The organism is Microbacterium sp. B35-04 (genome assembly GCF_010634885.1).
GTDB lineage: Bacteria > Actinomycetota > Actinomycetes > Actinomycetales > Microbacteriaceae > Microbacterium.
Genome location: NZ_MWLP01000046.1, coordinates 1 through 20,745 on the forward strand (window position 1 = coordinate 1; position 20,745 = coordinate 20,745).

13 protein-coding genes are annotated in these 20,745 nt (G+C 70.0%); 12 read left to right on the forward strand and 1 reads right to left on the reverse strand.

Annotated elements, in window-relative coordinates:
- The 4 genes from B1729_RS12125 to B1729_RS12140 form a co-directional block, all read left to right on the forward strand.
- Positions 1-263: HNH endonuclease signature motif containing protein (locus tag B1729_RS12125; RefSeq protein WP_163632940.1), on the forward strand; the 263-nt coding region annotated here is incomplete at its 5' end.
- Between the two features lie 187 nt (positions 264-450).
- On the forward strand, positions 451-948 hold the full coding sequence (locus tag B1729_RS12130; RefSeq protein ID WP_163632943.1) for a hypothetical protein: 498 nt from the start codon (positions 451-453) through the stop codon (positions 946-948).
- 106 nt (positions 949-1,054) lie between these two features.
- Positions 1,055-1,813 carry a Pr6Pr family membrane protein gene (locus tag B1729_RS12135; RefSeq protein WP_239539615.1) on the forward strand — a complete coding sequence of 253 codons (759 nt, stop codon included), beginning with the start codon at positions 1,055-1,057 and terminating at the stop codon, positions 1,811-1,813.
- A 204-nt stretch (positions 1,814-2,017) separates the two neighbouring features.
- The gene (locus B1729_RS12140) at positions 2,018-2,752 is read left to right on the forward strand and encodes a Pr6Pr family membrane protein (RefSeq protein ID WP_163616366.1); all 735 of its coding nucleotides are present in this window, start codon (positions 2,018-2,020) and stop codon (positions 2,750-2,752) included.
- A 70-nt stretch (positions 2,753-2,822) separates the two neighbouring features.
- On the opposite strand, the gene B1729_RS12145 is transcribed toward B1729_RS12140, so the two are convergent.
- Entirely contained in the window at positions 2,823-9,884 is a 7,062-nt protein-coding gene (locus B1729_RS12145) for a DUF5979 domain-containing protein (RefSeq protein ID WP_163632945.1), read from the reverse strand.
- Between the two features lie 186 nt (positions 9,885-10,070).
- On the opposite strand from B1729_RS12145, the gene argG reads away from it, so the two are divergent.
- The 8 genes from argG (at position 10,071) to B1729_RS12185 (ending at position 20,741) form a co-directional block, all read left to right on the forward strand.
- The gene (gene argG, locus B1729_RS12150; protein ID WP_163632947.1) at positions 10,071-11,513 is read left to right on the forward strand and encodes an argininosuccinate synthase; all 1,443 of its coding nucleotides are present in this window, start codon (positions 10,071-10,073) and stop codon (positions 11,511-11,513) included.
- Between the two features lie 298 nt (positions 11,514-11,811).
- Positions 11,812-12,468, forward strand: a complete 657-nt coding sequence (locus B1729_RS12155; RefSeq protein ID WP_163616359.1) for a helix-turn-helix domain-containing protein — start codon at positions 11,812-11,814, stop codon at positions 12,466-12,468.
- Positions 12,465-13,301, forward strand: coding sequence for a hypothetical protein (locus tag B1729_RS12160; protein ID WP_239539616.1), 837 nt, complete (start codon positions 12,465-12,467; stop codon positions 13,299-13,301). Before B1729_RS12155 ends, B1729_RS12160 begins: the two co-directional genes overlap by 4 nt.
- Positions 13,298-15,151, forward strand: a complete 1,854-nt coding sequence (locus B1729_RS12165; protein WP_163616358.1) for a YhgE/Pip domain-containing protein — start codon at positions 13,298-13,300, stop codon at positions 15,149-15,151. The genes B1729_RS12160 and B1729_RS12165 overlap by 4 nt, the downstream gene beginning before the upstream one ends.
- A 205-nt stretch (positions 15,152-15,356) precedes the next feature.
- The gene (locus tag B1729_RS12170; RefSeq protein ID WP_163632949.1) at positions 15,357-18,023 is read left to right on the forward strand and encodes a penicillin acylase family protein; all 2,667 of its coding nucleotides are present in this window, start codon (positions 15,357-15,359) and stop codon (positions 18,021-18,023) included.
- The gene (locus B1729_RS12175) at positions 17,960-18,433 is read left to right on the forward strand and encodes a hypothetical protein (RefSeq protein WP_204318911.1); all 474 of its coding nucleotides are present in this window, start codon (positions 17,960-17,962) and stop codon (positions 18,431-18,433) included. Before B1729_RS12170 ends, B1729_RS12175 begins: the two co-directional genes overlap by 64 nt.
- A 50-nt stretch (positions 18,434-18,483) precedes the next feature.
- The gene (locus B1729_RS12180; RefSeq protein ID WP_163616354.1) at positions 18,484-19,350 is read left to right on the forward strand and encodes an AraC family transcriptional regulator; all 867 of its coding nucleotides are present in this window, start codon (positions 18,484-18,486) and stop codon (positions 19,348-19,350) included.
- A 113-nt stretch (positions 19,351-19,463) separates the two neighbouring features.
- Complete coding sequence (locus tag B1729_RS12185; RefSeq protein WP_163632953.1) at positions 19,464-20,741, forward strand: FAD-dependent oxidoreductase; 1,278 nt, start codon at positions 19,464-19,466, stop codon at positions 20,739-20,741.
- Positions 20,742-20,745: the final 4 nt, after the last annotated feature.

Below are 20,745 nucleotides of genomic sequence, written 5' to 3' on the forward strand. Positions count from 1 at the left end.
GCTGCGGGATGCCGGCCTCCCGGTGCGATATCGACCACAACGTCGACTGGGCGCTCGGCGGACACACCGAACTCACGAACCTCGGGCCGCTGTGCGAAGGCCATCACACCGTGCGGCACCACACCGACTGGAGCATCCGACAAGTCGCCGGCTCCGGCGGCGCGATCCTCTGGACATCACCCTCCGGTCGTCGCTACCTGGTCGAGCCGGAACGCGCAGTTCCCGTGTTCCGCTCCACCGAAAGCGTCGGCGCCCCCTTCTGACTGCACGACACGTGCATCTCACCGCACGACACGTCCTTCTGATCGCACGACACGTGCATCTCACCGATTGACACGTCCGACGATGCGACATTCGCGCGGCTTCCTCGCGAATCCGACGGCGCGACCTCCTGTGTCCGATGCCGGCGGAGCGCAGAGACGGTCCGTGTGTCGCTAACCTGCTGTCGATATGAGCTTCGATGTGAATACGTGCGGCGCGAACGCCGTGACCTGGGCTCTCGCGCACGCGGGCTCGACCGCGTACGCGACCCGTTGCCTCGCGTTCGTCGAGGACGCGATCGAGCGCTCGAACGACCTCGAGATCTTCGGCGGCGACCACGCGGCCGAATCGGCGCAGCTGTACGGCGCGCCGGCGAACACCGGTGCGCCCCCTACCCACGCACTGGTGTTCTACGAGGGCGTCGGCGAGCTCTTCGGTGATCGCCGCGACTGGGGCCACGTCGGCCTGAGTCTCGGCGACCACCGCGTGGTCCACGCCTGGGATCGAGTGCGCGTCGACGACTACCGCGACCTCGAGGCGCTGCCACCCGCGCCGGGCTGGGAGCCCCTGCGCTGGGTCGGCTGGGTGCCCCTCGCCCGCGTGCTCGAGGGCGCTCAGCCGCGCATCTGGGATGAGGATGCCGCCACCGCCGCCCTGCGGATGCAGGTTGATCGCTTCGGCAGCTGATCAGCCTCTGGGTGCGAGCGGGACGCAGCACGCGGCGACGAGTCCCGCGCCACGCCGGGTCGCACCGCGCCGCGACACCACACACGCGGATCGCTATGGTGTGGCCATGACGCGTTCTCGGGCATGGGCGACGGTGTGGACGGTGCTGCGACTGGCGATGGCAGCTGTCACCGTCACGGCCATCACGGCGCAGATGGCGAAGTCGATCGGCACCGCGACCGAGCTCGGCCGCGACGTCACCACGACGGTCGTCAACTTCTTCAGCTTCTTCACGATCCTCTCGAACGCCCTGGCGGCGATCGTGCTGATCTGGGCGGCGGTCTGGTACTTCACCCGCGGACGCAAGGCGGTCGCGGAACCCCCCGTTCTGGCCCTCGCGCTCGCCTGTGTGAGCACCTACATGATCATCACCGGCATCGTCTACAACGCCTTGCTGCGCGGCATCACACTGCCGCAGGGAAGCGAACCCATCCCGTGGTCGAACGAGGTGCTGCATCTCATCGGCCCGCTGTTCCTCCTGGCGGACGTCTTCGTCGGCCCCCTGCGCCGCGCGCTGCCCTGGCGGAGCCTGTGGGCGGTGGTCGCCTTCCCGATCCTCTGGGTCGCCTACACGATGATCCGCGGACCCCTCATCACCAACCCGGTGTCGGGCGATCCCTTCTGGTATCCGTACCCCTTCCTGAACCCGAACAACCCGGGCGGGTGGCCCTCTGTGCTCGTCTACGTCATCGGCATCGCGGTCGCGATCGTCGCCGTGGGAGCCTTCGTCCTGTGGTGGGGCCGCCGGTCCGGCGCGACGGACACGGATGCCCCGGCCGCAGCGCCGGCGGCGGCATGGGTCCCCTCCTCCGCCCTGTCGGACTGACGCGAAACGGCCACGAACGGCCGTTTGTGAGTTCTGTCCCCCGAACGGTGGACACGTTGTAGATTCCGCACAACGAGCCCGAGTTTGCAGGGGCTTTCCCTCCCCTGCCGGCACACATGTTTCCGCCGCGACGGTATCGGCAGGAGTACATCTGTGCTCGGGGAAGACGACACGCATCCGCGTGGTGTCGAGAAAGGGGGGAACATGCATTGGTCATGGTTTCGAATCGTCGCGGCGATCACCGGGTTCTCCGGGGTCGTCGCCGGATTCATCGTCAACGTGGATCGCGCGGCGCGTCAGGGGCACGGACTCGACGAGGTGCTCGCGAACTATTTCAGTCTGTTCACGATCGTGTCGACTCTGCTCGCTGTCCTCACGCTGCTCGTCGCCGCATCATGGGGGATGCGGCACACGGGCACGGAGCGCGAGCCGCTCGGCATCGCGCTCGCCCTGGCCGCCGTCACGGGGCCGGTGCTGCTGCTCGGCCTCGTCTACAACGCGCTGCTGCGAGGCCTGCCGGCTCCGGTCGCCCTCGGCGACTCGGTCGGCATAGGGATGCTCGACAGCTACGCCGCTGAGGTGCTGCACGTCGTGCTGCCGATCTACTTCGTGCTCGACCTGCTGCTGGCACCGCACCGGCGCGGACTGCCGTGGTGGTCCCTCGCCGTGCTGGTGGGCTACCCGCTCGGGTGGACGGCGTACACGATGGTCCGCGGCGAGCGCGTCGGCAATCCCGACGGGACCACGGCGTGGTGGTACCCGTACCCGTTCCTCGACCCGCACGGTGCAGGCGGATACCCGTCGGCACTGCTCTACATCGGCGCGATCCTGGCGGGCTTCCTGGCGATCGGCACCGCGATCATCGTGATCGGCCGCTACCGTGAGCGGCGGGTGACGCGCCACGGCGCACCGGCGACCCGGGGAGCACTGCCGGCCTGAACGAGCGGCGGAGCCGCGGCAACAGCCGCCGCACATGTGGGCGGGGGCATGATGCCCCCGCCCATCGACGTCACACCGTGCGGTTGCGGCGGCGCACCACCACCGTCGCGAGCGCGCCCGCGAGGACCGCCAGGATGCCGATCGCACCGAGACCCGCCATACGAGCCCCGTCCGCTCCCGTCGCCGGCAGCGCGGTGTCGAACCGGTTGTCGATGGCGAGGGATGCCACTTCGTCAGCGCCGACGGTGACGAGGGCCTGGTTCGCGGCATCCGGATCCGCGGGTGTGTAGGTGACGGCATCCGCTCCGCCGTTCCCGGTCTCGAGCACCGCGCACTCCGCACCCACCGGCAGATCCTCGTAGACGACAGGGCCCGCCGTAGTGAGCTCCCGCAGCGCGCCACCGGGCACCTGGATGTCGGCGCCGTTCCACACGCACGTGGCGGTGACTTCGAACGTGTCGCCCCGGTGGAGGGCGGCGTCACCGCCCGAAACGGTCTTGACGACCTCGATCTGCCCGACGTCGAACGTGTTCGTGACGTTGACCTCGGTGTCGGCCTCGACGATCTCGATCGTCTCGACGGGCTCGCCCTCGGCATCCGTGATCGTCGACGCGTGGGCACCGCCGGCGTCGGTCTCGGTCAGCGTGCACTCGAGACCGACCAGCAGCGATTCATAGGTGTACGCGTAGTCGTTCTCCTCGTTGAGCGTCTGCTCGGCGCCGCCCGGGATGGCGACGGGTTCGCCCGACTCGTCGAGGCAGTCCAGCACGACGGTGAAGGGTCCCGCGCCCCACAGCTCCGCTCCCTCGCCGTCGATCACTTTCGTGACCGTCAGCGCGCCGGCGCCGAACGTGTTGACGGCCGCGATCTCCACGGTCTCTCCCGAGGCGACGGTGAACGCCGACGGCGTGATCTCGACGGATGTGGCGCCCGCGTCGTCACTCTCACGGATGGAGCAGTCCGCGCCTGCGGCGACGTCGTCGACCCGGCCCTCGTAGCCGTTGCCCTCATCGAGGGTGAGGAAGCCCGCCCAGACGATGCGACTGCCGCTGCCCGTGTCGAGCGTGCAGACGACGGCGAACTCGAACGGGCCGGCGCCGAAGTCGTCTGCCGCATCGCCGACACGCTGCTTCACGACGTGGAACGAGCCGACGCCGAAGGAGTTCGTCGCAAGAACCTCGACGGCGGTGTCCTGCTGGATCACGACATCGACCGACGTGCCCTCGACGGGCTCTGCGGGCTCGCCGCCGACGGTCACCCGCATCGTGGTGCCCGCGGCATCCAGGTCGTCCGTCTCTTCGATGGTGCACGTAGCGTTCACGGGAAGCCCGCCCAACGCCCACGACTGCTGGGGGGTGAGCTCGGCCATCATCGGGTCATCCGGCCCGTACCCGTCGGCGTATGCCGGCTGGCCATTCAGTTCACACGTCGCCTCGAAGGCGAAGGGGCCGTAGGGCACCGGATCGCCACCGCTGTCGACGGCGTCCGTGTCGACCGCCTTGCGGACGACCAGACTGGCGACGTCGTACACGTTCTCAACGGTCACGAGGCCGATCTCCTCGGTGTCGAGGGCGACCGTTGCGGTGCCGATGTCCTGCTCGGTCTGGCCCCACTGCCCCTCGGTCGCCGTGCACTCCGCTCCGAGAGGCAGCCCGTCGAAGACGACGGGCTCCGCCCCGGGCACCAAGTCGACCTCGGCCAGCCCTTCGACGGGCACGCCGTCGATGGTGCATGTGAGCTGCACCGGGAACGAGTCCGGTGCGAAGTCGGATGCCGGACCCGACACGATCTTCTCCAGCGCGATCGATCCCGTGGGATATGCGACGCCGACGCGACGGCCCTCGGTTGCCGGCACCAGCACGCTCGTCTGGCCGCTGAGGGCGGCGCCACCGGTCGCGATGGTGTTGTAGGCGGTCGGCTGGTCCGCGTCGACGACCGCGTTCGGTGTCGTGCGGGTCTGGAACTGCAGCGTCAGCGAGTCGCCGGGCTCGAACTTCTCCTCACCGGGGAAGCCCACGGTGATCTTCAGGCTCCGCACGATCGCCGGATCGACGGTGTCGTCGAGCGGCAGCCACGCCCCCGGCGCGCAGGGCGTGCCGAGAGGATTGAGATCGGCGGTGCACGGCGTCGAGGACGTCGAGTAGTACAGGGTGATCTGCGCGTTGGAGGGTGTCGTCGGCCCGACGAGCAGCAACGGGTTGCCCACATAGGTCGGCTCCCACTGGCTGCCGCGCGGGATCGTGACGATGAGTCCCTGGTCGCCCGGCGTCGGAAGGTTGTCGATCGACACGAGCTGGGTGATCGGCACCGTGCCGGCGTTGGTGATGCGCAGCCGCCAGGACTCGGTGTCTCCCGGCAGCGTCATCGGGACGCACGGGTACCGATAGAAGCCGTCGACAGTGGCCATGCCATCGCACTCGAAGTTGGTGTCATCACTGCGGACGTTCGGGATGCCGGGAAGGTTCGGAGGGCTGTCGGCGCGCACGTACTTCACCGTGCTGAGCGCCGGAACCGCGAGCGGGCGCACCGTGGCGGTGTCGGCGCAGAGTCCGGTGGCAGGGTCATAGCTGGGCACGCACTCGTCGAGCGGCTCGGCGATGTCGATCGTCGCGGTGTTGGTGACGGAATCGTTCGGAGTGAGCCCCGGCCGCAGCATCATGCGCAAGGTGATCGTGTAGGTCTGCCCCGGCTCGAGCACGGACCCCTCCGGCATCGTGAAGACGATGCTCGTACCAAGGTCCTGCACGTCGACCTCTTCGGGGTCGACAGGCAGGGGATCTCCGTTCGGCGGAGTGGGTGCGGCGCCGGTGAGCGCGAACGACCACGGTGGCACGCTCGGGTCGCGGTCCGGGTCGAAGATGAGCTGCGGCTCACCCGTGGCCGTGAGTGGCAGATCATCGGTGAAGACGACGTCTGTCAGCGCCCGCTCGCCGGTGTTCGTGTACGCGAGGGTGAACGGGATCTCGACGCCGGGCCGCACATCGCCGGTCGGCGACTTCGCCACGCTGACCGATGCCTGGAGGTGGACGTTCCGATACTCGGCCTCGGCCGTCTGTTCGTCGTCGAGCCGCACACCGGGCGCGATGAACGCGGACAGGCCCGAGACGGTGATCGTGTCGACGAAGACGCCGGCATCCTCCTCGCCGGGCGCCGGAATCTGGTCGCTGCGGGTCGTGGGCGTCGGCTCACCGGTGCGCAGGTCGGCTCGCCGCTCGACGAAGAACGGGACGTTGATGATCGGGTTGACAGGGTTCAGCCACCCGAGCTCGGCGGCGGACCAGAACTGGAAGCTCAGGCCGTGCAGCGTGCTCGGCGCGTTCTCGAGGAACGTCTTGGCCGCCGCGACTGAGAGATCCCCCAGACGCGGCATGCACGTCCAGGTTCCGCCGACGTCTCCGGTGATCACGTTCGCGTCGGTGAAGTCGCCGCCGTCGAGGTAGCAGACCTGGACCTTCGCGACGGGCGGCGGAAGCTGCCACCCGGGATCGGGGCCGACGAAGTCCATGGCGTTCCAGAAGGTCGGATCGTCGTCGTTCATCGTCATCGTGTAGGCGCGCGTCGAGCCGGCGGGCTGGCCCGAGAGCGTCACCGTGACCGGTGAGAAGTCGTCCTCTTTCTGCTGCGGGGGCGCGATCGTCTTGCCTGCCCTCACCGAGAACGTGGGTTCCTCGATCGCGATGGATGCCGCGCCGTCGTCGCAGGCCCAGCGCGCTCCCTCGGGGGGCGGGCAGGTCGTGAATGGATCGACGTCCGCGACGACACCCTCGGCGGTGTTCGCGATCGGCGAGTTCGCCGGCGAGACCCGCTCCGTGGTGCCGCGCCAATACGGCCGCAGCCGGAGATCGAACGCGACGACGCCGGCGGCATTGGACGCGATGCGCCCGGTGTACGTCACCTGGACCCCCGACACCTCGCACGGCACGGTCGCCGGGGTCAGTGCGAGCGCCTCGTCACGGGTGAGCTCGACCGGTGCTCCGTCGAAGCACGACAGGGTGACGAGTGTGGCGGTCGCACCTGTCGGCACGTCGATGCGCGCGAAGCTGTTGAGCGTGAATGCCTCGAACGGATTCGTCTGGGGCGGCGTCGGCGTGCCGGGCGCCAGGTCGGTGATCTGCAGCATGTCGACCTTGGCGGGAGTCGTGTTGCGTGTCGTCACGGTGACCCGGCTGAGCGGGAACTGACTGGCCGGGATGGTGGGGTCGGTCGGCGCCGCGATCGGTCCACCCGCCCAGTTCTTGTCGGTGGTCGTCGTCAGCGGCACATCGACGATGACGACGTCGTCTTCGTCGCTGGCGGTGAGGGAACCGCTGTCGAACGGATAGCCCGTAGCGCTCGCAGTGTTGCGGACAACACCTGGAGTCGGCATGTTGTACAGCTCGTCACCGAGAACCGGTGTTCCATCCGACCGTCGAGTGTCGCGGACCTGCCAGGTGAGGGTGACAGGGCGATCGTTCGTGAAACTCCGGGCGACTCCCGACCCGACCGGTGGCGCGGTCGGGTCGCCGACGGATGCCGCGGCTCGGTCGGGGCTCTCCTCGAAGATCAGTCGAACCCCGATGGCTGCCGCCCTCTCGGCCGCCGTCAGAGTCACGCCTGGGAACTGTCCGACGCAGGCGCTGGGGCAGGGGTCGTTCGCGGCATCCACCCATGTCGTCCCGGTCCACAACTCGACGCTGCGCACGGCGTCGTATGCGATGAGCGGATCGGTGGCGGGAGTGATCGGCTGGACGCGGACGAGGTCGAATGCGTCGTACACACTGTCGACCACGAGCGTGCGCGGCGGATCGGCTGAATCCATGATGTCGACATGCTCGAGGTTCGAGTAGCCGCCGGTCGACCAGGTCAGCGTCGACGGGATCGTGTCGCCCGAACGAGCGATGACCGACTTGATGCCGCCCGAGCTCGAGGTGCCGAACGACTTGTCGATGAGGTCGGCGTTGCCCGGGTCCGGCGGGATCAGCTCGAGCACGGGGCAGTCGTCGGGCGGAAGGACCGCCTGGCCGTCCGGCACTGCGGGGTTGGCGCTCGAGGCGGAGGTCTGCGCGCAGTTGGGGATGAGCGTGTTCGTCTCGTCGTCGTACGGCGGACCCGCTTCGTAGCGTCCGTCCGCCCGCAGGGACGACGTGAAGTTGGGTGAGAAGTCCGTGCCGGGGGCGAACCCGCCCGCGTCACCGGTGTAGTCGTAGACGAACCGCACTCCGCCGGCGACCTCGCTGATGTCGGCAGGCACCTGCTCCGAGTAGATGGTGGGGCCGTCGATCGGTCCCGCGAGGATCTCCCACGTCCCGGTCGTCGTGTCGTAGTACTCGACGGTCAGCGTGGAGTCCCCGGGCACCGCGGTCTGCGTGATCGCGGTGAGGTCGAACGCATTCCACCAGGGGTCTCCCTCGACCGGGTCCTCGGGATCCTGGATCACGACCTGCTGAGCGCGTCCGGTGGTGCCTGTGGGGTCGTCGGGCGGAGAGGGCCGCTCGGTGAGCCCGCCGTTGAGAGTGACCGTCACGACCTCGCCGGGTACGGCGAGGATCGGCGTCGGGCGGATCTGCTTCGAGATGTAGGGCTCGATCACCTCGTCGTAGATGTAGAGGTCGGCGGGCGCCTCGGCGGCGGCTGTCGCTCCGTCGTTCTCTCCGGCGACACCGACGACATTCGTCACCGTGAGCGGAAGCCCTCCCAGGTCGGGGTCGGTGTCGACGGTGAACGGGACCGAGGTCTCGCCGCCCGGGACGATCTCTCCGGTGAAGACGAGCTGCAACGACGCGACGTCGGCGGCATCGACGCCGGCGGGAAGCGCCGGCGTCGTGCCGTCCGCGAATGCGACCGTCTCGGTCCCGCCGCCCTCGAGCGTGTAGACGACTTCGCCGGAGGTCGCACCCGCCGGCCAGTCCACCGGACCGGTGAACCCGCCGAACGCGTACGCCGCCGGGAAGGAGCCGGCCTCGGGCTCGGTGATCGTGAGCGTGTCGATGGGAATCGCGGAGGTGTTGCGTCCGCCGATGGTCACCGCGGTGGACTCCCCGGCGACGACGAGGGTGGGATCGAACGACTTGCTCGCCCCGACGGCCACGGCGTTCTGGCGCAGGGTGAAGTCCGCACCCGCCGTTGCGGTCGCGGTCTGGTCGCCGACAGCGACGGTTGATACCACGCCGTTGGCGACCGTGGTGCCGTCAGGCTCGGCTGCCGCGGCATCCGTCACCGTCAGGTTCAGGGGGACAGACCCGGTGGCGCCCTCGGGGATGGCTCCGTTGAAGGTGACGCGGGTGCCCTTCACCTCGTCGGGCGTGATGTCGGCGGGCAGGGTCCCGCCGGGTGCGGGGATCCACGCGCCGCCGACGTACACCTCGTAGGTGGTGAGTGCCGGGTCGGCACCGGACGGCGGCGTCACCGTGCCGAACCCGGCGAAGGCGAGCGAGTCGAAGGGGTTGGGGACGGCATCCGGATCGACGGGATCCTGGATCGACAGCGAGTCCACGGTGGCGTTCGACGTGTTCGTGGCGCCGAGCGCCGCCGACACCGGCGTTCCGGGCGTCGCGATCGCCTCGGTGGGGGCGAACGACTTGCTGGCCGTCGTGGCGAGCTCCAGCGGAATGACCGGAGTCACCTCGACCTCGGCATCCTGATCCACGAAGTTGACGCCCTCGATCGTGGCATCGTTGACGACGGGCACGCCGTCGACGTCGGCGGATGCGTCCGCCGGCAGCTGCGCGGTGATCTCGATGATGCCGGTCGTGGAGTCGAGGATGCCGACCGTGCCGTCGCCGAGGGGTGTCGCCCACGTGACGGTGACCGAGTTGCCGTCGATGGCGGGCTCTGCCGCGGTGTTGTCGCCCGCGCCCACGACGGCATCGACCACGACGAACGGTGCGGGCACGACGTCGTTGACCACGGCGCCACGACAGCCGAGGTCGGTGATGGCCGAGCAGCCGACAGTCAGCGTGTAGGTGAACGTCTCGCCCGGCCCGACCTCGGTCACCGAGGCGGTCTTGTCGAGCGTCGCCGCCGCCGTGATGGCGGTGGGCTCCGGATCGGGCAGGATGGGCGCGGCCGCAGCCGCCGGTGCCACCAGCGTCGCCGTGGCGACCGCCAGAACCGCGATGGCAGCTGCGATGCGTGACCGCGCTTTCGAGAACACGTGACCCCCCGGTCCGGTGCCGCTGATCGAATCCCCGGTCGTGCTGCGAAAATGCGCGCCCGAGACATTGCTCGTGGTCAGCCTAGCCAGGCGCGAAGCCGGCCCGCCAGTGTTGCTGGTGGTACCGGTGTGACAGGAGAATGCCGAGCCGGGGCTGCGCCGCATCCCAAACTAGACTTAGGGACCATGTCGAAGGTCCTTCAGTCCCTGCCCGTCGGCGAGCGCGTCGGCATCGCCTTCTCAGGGGGCCTTGACACCTCCGTCGCGGTCGCGTGGATGCGCGACAAGGGGGCGATCCCCTGCACCTACACCGGTGACCTCGGTCAGCCCGACGAAGACGACATCGACGCGATCCCCAGCCGCGCACTCGAGTACGGCGCAGAGGTCGCGCGTCTGGTCGACTGCAAGCCCGCGCTCGTCGAGGAGGGCTTCGGCGCCCTCGCGTGCGGCGCGTTCCACATCCGCTCCGGCGGGCGCACCTACTTCAACACGACGCCGATCGGCCGTGCCGTCACCGGTACCCTGCTCGTGCGCGCCATGAAGGAGGACGGCGTCGACATCTGGGGCGACGGCTCCACCTACAAGGGCAACGACATCGAGCGGTTCTACCGCTACGGCCTGCTGGCCAACCCCGCCCTGCGCATCTACAAGCCGTGGCTCGACGCCGACTTCGTGACCGAGCTCGGCGGCCGCCAGGAGATGAGCGAGTGGCTCGTCGAGCACGGGTTCCCCTACCGCGACTCCGCCGAGAAGGCGTATTCGACCGACGCGAACATCTGGGGCGCCACGCACGAGGCCAAGACCCTCGAGCACCTGAACGTGTCGCTCGAGATCGTCGAGCCCATCATGGGCGTGCGGTTCTGGGACCCGTCGGTCGAGATCGAGACCGAGGACGTCACGGTCACCTTCGAGGCCGGCCGGCCGGTCGCGCTGAACGGCGTCGAGTACCCCGACCCGGTCGCGCTCGTGTTCGAGGCGAACCGCATCGGCGGCCGCCACGGCCTCGGCATGAGCGACCAGATCGAGAACCGCATCATCGAGGCCAAGTCGCGCGGCATCTACGAGGCCCCCGGCATGGCGCTGCTCTTCACCGCGTACGAGCGCCTGGTCAACGGCATCCTGAACGAGGACACCCTCGCGACCTACCACGAGCAGGGCCGCCGCCTCGGCCGCCTGATGTACGAGGGTCGCTGGCTCGAGCCGCAGTCGCTCATGCTGCGCGAGTCCATCCAGAAGTGGGTGGGATCGACGATCACCGGCACGGTGACCCTGCGCCTGCGCCGCGGCGAGGACTACACCATCCTCGACACCTCCGCCCCGCGCCTGTCGTACCACCCCGACAAGCTGTCGATGGAGCGCGTCGGAGACGCCGCGTTCGGCCCCACCGACCGCATCGGCCAGCTCACCATGCGCAACCTCGACATCGCCGACTCGCGCGTGCGCCTCGAGCACTACGCCGCGGCCGGCATCATCGGCGGCACGACCGGCGAGCTCGTCGGCCACCTCACGCAGGGTGAGGCGGGCGAGATCACCGAGCGCGCCGAGGGTTTCAGCGCCGAGCAGGAAGAGCTCGCAGAGGCGACGGATGCCGCGAACGAGGCATCCGCGTTCGACTCCGGCACGGACTGAACCGCGCACCTGAGCGGCCCGTTCTCTCCGGCGACCACAGCAGACAGGGGTTGCGGGGACCCCTGCGTCCGGACATCGCCGGTTTCGCGCGTTGAAAAGCCGCGATACCTGGACCGCAGAGCACCCGAACCCGCGGTATGCGGTCGGTCCAGCCTTCCCGCACGCGACGACGCTTCCGCCCGGTCCGCGGTCCGGACATCGCCGGTTCCAGGCCTCGAAAAGCTGCGATACCTGGACCTTGGCCGTGCGTTTGTTTGATAACTTGCACAGCTCTGTGCAAGATATCTAACCTATAGGCATGGATTCACGGATCGATGCCGCGCGCCGGCCGCGGCGCGACGCCCTGGAGAACCGCGCCGGCATCCTGGCTGCGGCACTCGTCGCTCTCGCCCACGACCCGCGTGCGTCGGTCGACGCGATCGCCCGGCAGGCGGGACTGTCGCGGCGAGCGCTGTACGGGCACTTCGACGACCGCGACGCACTGGTCCGCGAGCTCGTGACGCAGGGTGCGCAGCGGTTCAACGCCATTGCCGCGACGGTCGACGACGCAGACCCGCGCGTGGCACTGGCACGGCTGGCCGCGGCCCTCTGGACCGAGGCGTCGCACGTCCAGGTGCTCGCGGCGATCGCCCTCGACGAGGCCCACCTCGAAGAGACGGCGACCGCTCTGGCCCCGCTGCGCCGCACGGTGGTGCGCATGGTCCGCGAGGGCCAGGAGGCCGAGGTGCTGCGTACCGACGTCGCCGCCCCGACGCTCGCGCGGCTCGTCGAAGAGACCGCGCGCACCGTGATCACCCGGATGGATGCCTCGTCCCCCGCCGCCCGCGACCTCGCGGTGCGGTCGGTGCTCAGCATCGCCGGCCTCTCTTGGCGCGAGGCGGCGGCGCTGCTCGAGGCCCACCCCGACGTGCTGGTCCCCGCCACCGCGGCGACCCCCGAGGCTCCGGGCGCGTGAAGGTCGAACTCGACGCGGTCGGCAAAGGCCGTCGCGAGCACGCACTGCCGCTGACGTCCGCCGTCTTCGAGTCCGGCCGCGCCGCCCTGGTCGCTGCCGAGACCGAGCAGCGGCCCACGGTGCTCGGGCTCATCGCCTCGGGGCGCATGCGGCCCGACACCGGACGCGTCGCCGTCGACGGGCGGACGGACTCCTCGGCCCTCCGCCGCCGGGTCGCCCTGGTCGACGCCCCCGGGATCTCGGAGCCCGAGCCGAACGTCACGCTCGCCGGCGTGGCCGCAGAGGAGCTCATGTTCGCGGGCCGCCGCTCGGACCCTCTCGCCGTGCGGCGCTGGCTGGAGGAGCAGGGACTCGGAGATGCGGCATCCCTCCCCGTCTCGAACGTCGAGCCCGCCGACCGCGTGCGCGCGCTCTGCGAGCTCGCCGTGCTGCGCAAGGGCGTCGAAGGCTTCGTGCTCGTCTCACCCGACCGCCACGGCGGCGAGCCCGCCGCGTGGTGGGCGATCGCCGAGGACTTCGCCGCCCGCGACCTCGCCGTGCTCGTGATCGCCGGCCAGGCCTCGCAGTCCGTCGTTGCTTCCCCGGTCGCTCCAGCCCCGGTGTTTCTCCCCCCGGTCGTTGAGCGAGCGAAGAACGCGGTCGTTGAGCGACCTTGCGAGCCGAAACGCAGAGACGAAACGCCTCGGACCGTCCCGCACATTCAGGGCGTTTCGTCTCGGTCGCTGGCGCTCCCTCGCTCAACGACAGGAAAGCCCCGGCACCCGACAACCCCGGTGAACGGTCGTCCGCGACTGCGCCGCCTCACTACTCGCACGAAGGTCGTCGCGGCATGAAGGTCCCGCAGATGATCCTCGCCGAGCTCCGGCGGCTGACCTCGACGCGCATGTCGCTCATCGCCCTCATCGCGCTGATGGTGGTGCCGATCCTCTACGGCGGCCTGTACCTCTGGGCGAACCGCGACCCGTACGGCCAGCTCGACCAGGTGCCGGTCGCGCTCGTCGTCGCCGACACCGGCGCCCCGCTCAACGGCACAGACCGCAACCTCGGCGACGAGGTCGCCCAGGAGCTCATCGAGGACGGCACGTTCGACTGGCACCTCGCGACGGCCGACGAGGCGGACGCGGGCCTCGACGAGGGCGCCTACGACTTCGCGATCGAACTGCCCGCCGACTTCACGGCATCCATCGCGTCCATCACCTCCGGCGAGCCACGCACCGCCGACATCGTCTTGCACACCAGCGACGCCAACAACTACCTCGCCTCGACGATCGGCACGCAGGCGGTCGAGCGCATCCAGACCACGATCACCGAGAAGGTCGTCGCCGAAGCGGGTCTCACGATGCTCGATGCCCTCGACACCATCCGCATCCAGTTGACGGATGCCGCCACCGGCGCCACGCAGCTGGTCGACGGTCTCGCGCAGGCCGGCGACGGCGCGTCACAGCTCACCGTCGGCGCGTCACAGCTCGCCGAGGGGATCGCGCAGCTGCGCGACGGCGCCGCGCAGCTCTCGACGGGTGCCGGTCAGGTGGCCGACGGCGCCGCCCAGGTGGCAGAGGGGACCGCGCAGCTCGACGCGATCGCCGATCGGATCGGCACCGCCTCCGCCGACGCGGCATCGGCGCTGCCGCAGGTGCGCGACGACATCTCGACGGCCCTCACCGAGGCCGGGCTCGACCAGACGCGGATCGACGAGGTGCTCGCCAAGCTCGACCCCGTGGGTACGCGGCTCACCGCGGTCGATGAGCGGGTGCAGGGCGCGGTGGCGGAGATCGATCGTCTCGACGACGGCGCCCAGCAGGTGTCGGCGGGCGCCGCGACCGTCGCCACGGGTACTGCCACCCTCGCCACCGGCACGGCGACCGCCGCGGACGGCGCGGCGCAGGTACAGGGCGGCGCCGCAGCACTCGACGGCGGCCTGACTCAGCTCGAAGACGGCGCGACCCGCCTGCGCGACGGACTCGCCGACGGCGCCGCCCAGCTGCCCTCGTTCGACGCCGGCGTCCGCCAGGCGCAGGCCGACACGCTGGCGGCTCCGGTCCAGATCGAGCGGACGTCGCTCACGCAGGCGCAGAACTACGGTGCCGGCCTCGCGCCGTTCTTCGCCGCCCTCGCGGGGTGGATCGGCATCTACGCGCTCTTCCTCATCGTCAAGCCGGTCTCCAAGCGTGCCGTCACGGCGCTCCACTCCCCGATCCGCATCACGCTCGCCGGGTGGGCGACCCCGGCTCTCCTGGGCGGGCTGCAGATGCTCGGGCTCTTCGGCGTGCTCGCCCTCGCGCTGGGCTTCTCGTTCGCGCATCCGCTGGCGACGCTCGGCATCCTCGTGCTCGCCAGCGCGGCGTACGCGGCCATCGTGCTCGCCCTCAACGTCTGGCTGGGCTCGGTCGGGCAGTTCCTCGGACTCGTGCTGATGGTGCTCCAGCTCGTGACCGCGGGCGGCACGTTCCCCTGGCAGACGCTGCCGGCGCCGCTGGCGGCGCTGCACCACGTGCTGCCGATGGGCTACGTCGTCGACGCGATGCGGCAGGTCATGTACGGCGGCAACGCCGACCGGGTCTGGCTCGACCTGGCCGTGCTGCTCGCGTGGCTCGTCGGCGCGGGGCTCGTCGCGGCGATCGGAGTGACCCGCATGACCCACTTCCGCACGCTCCGCGACCTGCAGCCCAGCGTCATCGGCTGACCCTCGGCTCTCACGCCGCGGAGGCCGGCATCACCTCGATGCGACAAGCGGCCGGCCGCGCGCCGAAAAGCGAACACGATTCGGCACAACCTGCGAGTCGGGGTTAGCATGCGGAGCGGTGCCTGTGCCCCCCGAACGCAGGGACCCGATCCCGCGGTGCCTGGCACCGCGTCTCTCCCCCCACCCTCGCTCGGAAAGCCCTTCAATGCCGAAGCCCCAGCCATCGCCCTACGCCGTCGACGACACCGCTCCCCGTCGATCCGTCGGGCGGACGGTCGGCATCACCCTGTTCAGCATCGTCGCCGGCATCGTCGTGCTCGCCCTCATCGCCGTCGGCTTCGTGGCGTTCACCGCGCAGCGCTCGTTCCCGCAGCTCAGCGGCGAGGTGAAGGTGCCGGGCCTCGATGCACAGGTGACGGTGCAGCGCGATGTGCTCGGCATCCCGACCATCACCGCGGACTCTTCGCGCGACCTCTTCTTCGCGCAGGGATACGTCCAGGCGCAGGACCGCTTCTGGGAGATGGACTTCCGCCGTCACGTGACGAGCGGCCGTCTGTCGGAGCTGTTCGGCGAATCGCAGCTCGGGACCGACAAGTTCCTGCGCACCCTCGGCTGGCACGCGACCGCCGAGCAGGAGGTCGAAGCGCTCGACCCGATCGCGCGTGCCTATTACGACGCCTACGCCGACGGCGTGAACGCCTACCTCGCCGAGAACCCGGGCGCCGACGCTTCCTTCGAGTACGCTGTGCTGGGTCTGCAGAACCCGGACTACGTGATCGAGCCGTGGACCCCCGCCGACTCGGTCGCGTGGCTGAAGGCGATGGCCTGGGACCTCCGCAGCAACATCGAGAACGAGACGGAGCGGGCGGTCCTCGCCCCGGGCTTCACCGAGGCGCAGATCGACGGTCTGTATCCGGGGTACCCCTTCGACCGGAACCCCGTCATCGTACCCAAGATCTCGACCGTGCCCGCCGTCGGGACGGCCCCCGACCTCCCCGCGGAGGGCGAGGGCGCTGAGGGCACGGAGGGCGAGCCCGAGGGCGACACGGCAGGCGACGCTTCGGGCGACACGGATGCCCCCACCGCCGCCATCGAGTGGACCCGGGCCGACACCGTCATCGACGCGGTGAGCGAGCTGGTCGGCGACGCCGGCGAGGGCATCGGCTCGAACTCGTGGGTCGTGTCGGGCAGCGTGACCGAGACCGGGATGCCGCTCCTCGCGAACGACCCGCACCTCGGCGCCTCGCTCCCGAGCGTCTGGCACCAGATCCAGCTGAAGTGCTCGACAGTCACCGAGGAATGCCCCTTCGACGTCGCCGGCTTCGGCTTCTCGGGCCTGCCGGGCGTCGTCATCGGCCACAACGCGCGCATCGCCTGGGGCTTCACGAACCTGACCACCGACGTCACCGACCTCTACCTCGAGAAGGTCGACGGCGACTCGTACTGGTACGACGGCGCGCTCGTGCCGCTCGAGACGCACACCGAGACGTTCAAGGTCGCCGGTGGCGAGGATGTCGAGCTCGAGGTGCGCTCCACGGCGAACGGCCCGATCGTCTCAGGCCTCACCGACGACTTCACCGCCATCGCCGAGAACCCCTACATCGGCACCGGCGGCACGGTCGTCGCTCCGACCGATGCACCGGCGGGCGACTATGCGGTGAGCCTGCGCTGGACCGCCCTGGAGCCCGGGACGACGGCATCCGCCATCTTCGCGCTCAACACCGCGCAGGACTTCGACGACTTCCGCGGCGCTGCCGCCCTGTTCGACGTGCCCGCGCAGAACCTCATCTACGCCGACGTGGACGGCAACATCGGGTACCAGACGCCCGGAAAGCTGCCGATCCGCGGTGCGGGCGACGGCTCGATGCCGCAGCCCGGCTGGGACTCGACGTACGCGTGGCAAGGCTTCATCCCGTTCGAAGAGCTCCCGGTGTCGTACAACCCCACCGAGGGCTACATCGTCACGGCCAACAACGCGATCGTCGCCGCCGACTACCGGTACGGCCTCACGACCGACTGGGACTACGGCTGGCGCGCCGCACGCATCGACGAGCTGATCCAGCGTGCGATCGCGAAGGGGCCGGTCACGGCCGACGACCTGAACGCCATCCAGGCCGACAACTATTCCTTCATCGGCATGCGTCTGACGGCGGCCTACTCCGAGATCACGACCGGCGACGACGAGACGGATGCCGCCCTCGACCTGCTGCAGGAATGGGATGCCCAGAACAGCGCCGACTCGGCAGCCGCCGCCTACGCGAACGTGCTGTGGGACACCCTGGTCGAGAACATCTTCGTCGACGGACGCGAGAACCCGGCGCCGCTGAGCGGCCAGGGCCGGCTGTTCCTCGTCGTGGACGCGCTGCTCGAGGACGACGCATCGCCGTGGTGGACCAACGAGGAACTGGGTGTATCGGGCATGGCCGACATGCTCAAGCGCTCGGCGATCGACGCGTACGAGCGGCTCGTCGACGAGCAGGGAGACAACCACTCGCGATGGAACTGGGGCTCGCTGCACGCGCTGCCCCTGACCAACGAGAGCTTCGGCGAGTCGGGCATCGCGCCGATCGAATGGCTCTTCAACCGCGGACCCTTCCCGGTCGGCGGCGGCTCGTCAGTGGTCAACGCGACCGGCTGGGACCTCGGGCAGGGCTTCGAGACCGTCACCGTGCCGTCGATGCGCATGATCGTCGACCTCTCGGACTTCGACGACTCGCGCTGGAACCAGCTCACCGGCCAGAGCGGCCACGCCTTCCACACGAACTACACCGACCAGGTCGAGTCATGGCAGAAGGCCGAGCTGACGCCGTGGGCGTTCTCGTCGAAAGCGGTCGACGCCGCCGCCACCGACACCCTGGTGCTGATGCCCTGACGCGCCTCGACGAGCCGCCCTTCCCCGCAGGGGTGCAGGACGTTTCGTCTCGCTCGTTCCTCGCTCGCTCAACGACCGAGGTAAAGGTCCCGGTCGTCGAGCGAACGACGCCCACGACCGAGGTAAAGGTCCCCGTCGTCGAGCGAGCGACGCCCACGACCGAGGGACAGGTCCCGGTCGTCGAGCGAACGACGCCCACGACCGAGGGAAAGGTCCCCGTCGTCGAGCGAGCGACGCGCACGACCGAGGGACAGGTCCCCGTCGTCGAGCGAGCGACGCCAACGACCGAGGGAGAGGTCCCGGTCGTTGAGGGAGCGAGCGCTAGCGAGCGAGACGAAACGCCTGAGCCCGCGGCGAGCGCGGGTGGATCGATCGCGAGGTGCGCCGCCGATCGAATCGGACCGCGATAGTAGGGTGCGGATTGCCACCGACGGCCAGGCTGGATGTCGAAGGAGGAACCGTGATCGCGATTCTCAACCGCATCGTCGAGGACGTCGAGGACCACCTCGCCGACGACATCGACATCGCCGGCCTGGCGGCGAGGCTCGGCACGACCGAGTACCACGTCCGTCGGATGTTCTCGTCGCTGGCCGGGATGCCCCTGTCGGAGTACATCCGGCGACGGCGCATGTCCGTCGCGGCGGCCGATGTCGTCGGCGGCGATGACCTGCTCGGAATCGCGGTCCGCTACGGCTACAGCTCCACCGAGGCATTCGGTCGAGCCTTCCGGGCGGTGCACGGCGTCGGCCCCGGCGACGTGCGCCGGGACGGCGGTCCCCTTCGTACGCAACCGCAGCTCAGGTTCCGCCTGACCGTAGAAGGGAACACACCTATGGACACCCGTATCGCCGACCTCCCCGACCTCCGGCTCGTCGGCCACGCCGCCCGCGTGCCGCTCATCCACGAGGGCGTCAACCCGCACATCCAGGCGCACATAGCCTCGATTCCCGCCGAGGAGCATCTCCGCCTCAAGACGCTGGGCAACGCCGAGCCGGCCGGTCTGCTGCAGGTGAGCGCCGACGTCGACCCGGACTACACCGAGGGCAGCCACCTGACCTATCTGCACGGCGTCGCCGTCAGCGAGGGGACCACCGTGCCCGACGATCTCGACGTGATAGAGGTGCCGGCCGGAAGCTGGGCGGTCTTCCGCACCTCCGGCCCGTACCCGGCGGCCCTGCAGTCCACCTGGGCCGCGACCGCCGCCGACTGGTTCCCGTCCAACCCGTGGCGGCTGCGACCGGGGCCCTCGATCGTGGCCATCCTCGAGCGCGCCGACGACTTCAGCACGGCGACCACGGAGCTCTGGCTGCCGGTCGAACGCGGCTAGCCGTTCGGGGACGCGGCGGTCGTACCCTGGGTGCGGATGGTGCTCGGCGGAGCACGCGGACTCGAGGAGGCGTCGAAGGTGGAGACCCGACCGGTGCTGAGACGGATGCCGACATGACCGCCGATCCCGATGCAGACGGGTCGACGCGGACGACGTGCGCCATCGTGGGAGGTGGCCCCGCCGGCCTCGTGCTCGGCCTCCTGCTCGCCCGGGCGGGAGTGAGGGTCACGGTGCTGGAGAAGCACGCCGACTTCCTCCGCGACTTCCGCGGCGACACGGTCCATCCGACCACGCTCGGCCTGCTCGACGACCTCGGTCTGTTCGACCGGTTCGACGCGCTGCCCCATTCGCGGATCAGCCGGGTCGTCCTTCCCGGGCCCGCGGGGCAAGACATGCAGATGGCCGACTTCTCGCGCCTGCGGGTGCGGCATCCGTATATCGCGATGGTGCCGCAATGGGACCTGCTCGACCTCATCGCGGATGCCGCCGCCGCCGAGCCGTCGTTCACCCTGCGCACCGAACACGAGGTGACCGGTGTCATCCGCAACGGCGATCGTGTGGTCGGCGTGGAGTACTCGTCACCGGAGGGTGACGGCCGGCTCCTCGCCGACCTCACGGTCGCGTGCGACGGCCGCTGGTCGGTCGTCCGTCGGTCCGTCGGCCTGCCGGCGCGGCAGCTCCGGGTCGGCTTCGATGTCTGGTGGTACCGCGTGAACACCGCGAAGCCGCTCGGCGAGTCCCTGCTGCCTCGCATCGGCAAGGGTCGCGTCGCCATCGCGATCCCCCGCAAGGGCTACGTGCAGGTCGCGGCCCTGGGGCACAAGGGCACCGACGCCGCCGTCCGTCGCCGAGGAGTCGACGTATTCCGGGCCGACACCGCGCAGCTCCTCCCCGAACTCGCCGGAGACGTCGGCGGCATCGCATCCATGGACGACGTCAAGCACCTCGACGTACGCCTCGATCGCCTGCGCCGCTGGCACGCGCCCGGTGTGCTCTGCATCGGCGACGCCGCACACGCGATGTCGCCCGTCGGCGGCGTCGGCATCAACCTCGCCGTGCAGGATGCCGTCGCCACGGCCCGCATCCTCGCGAACCCGCTGCGTCGCGGCACGTTCCGCGTGTCGGCTCGCGACGGCGAGCGCGTGCTCGCGCGGGTGCAGCGCCGGCGGACGCCGCCCACGGTCCTGATTCAGGCGCTGCAGCGCTTCATCCACGCCCGGCTCATCATGCCCGCGCTCAGCGGTGCGGGTGTCACGCCGCCGCGCCAGCTGATCCGCCTCCTCCGTCGCCTGCCCGGACTGACCGTCATCCCCGCGTTCATCATCGGCGTCGGCCCCCGGCCCGAGAAGGCGCCCACCTGGGCTCGCCGCCCCCGGACCACCCCGAGCTGACAGC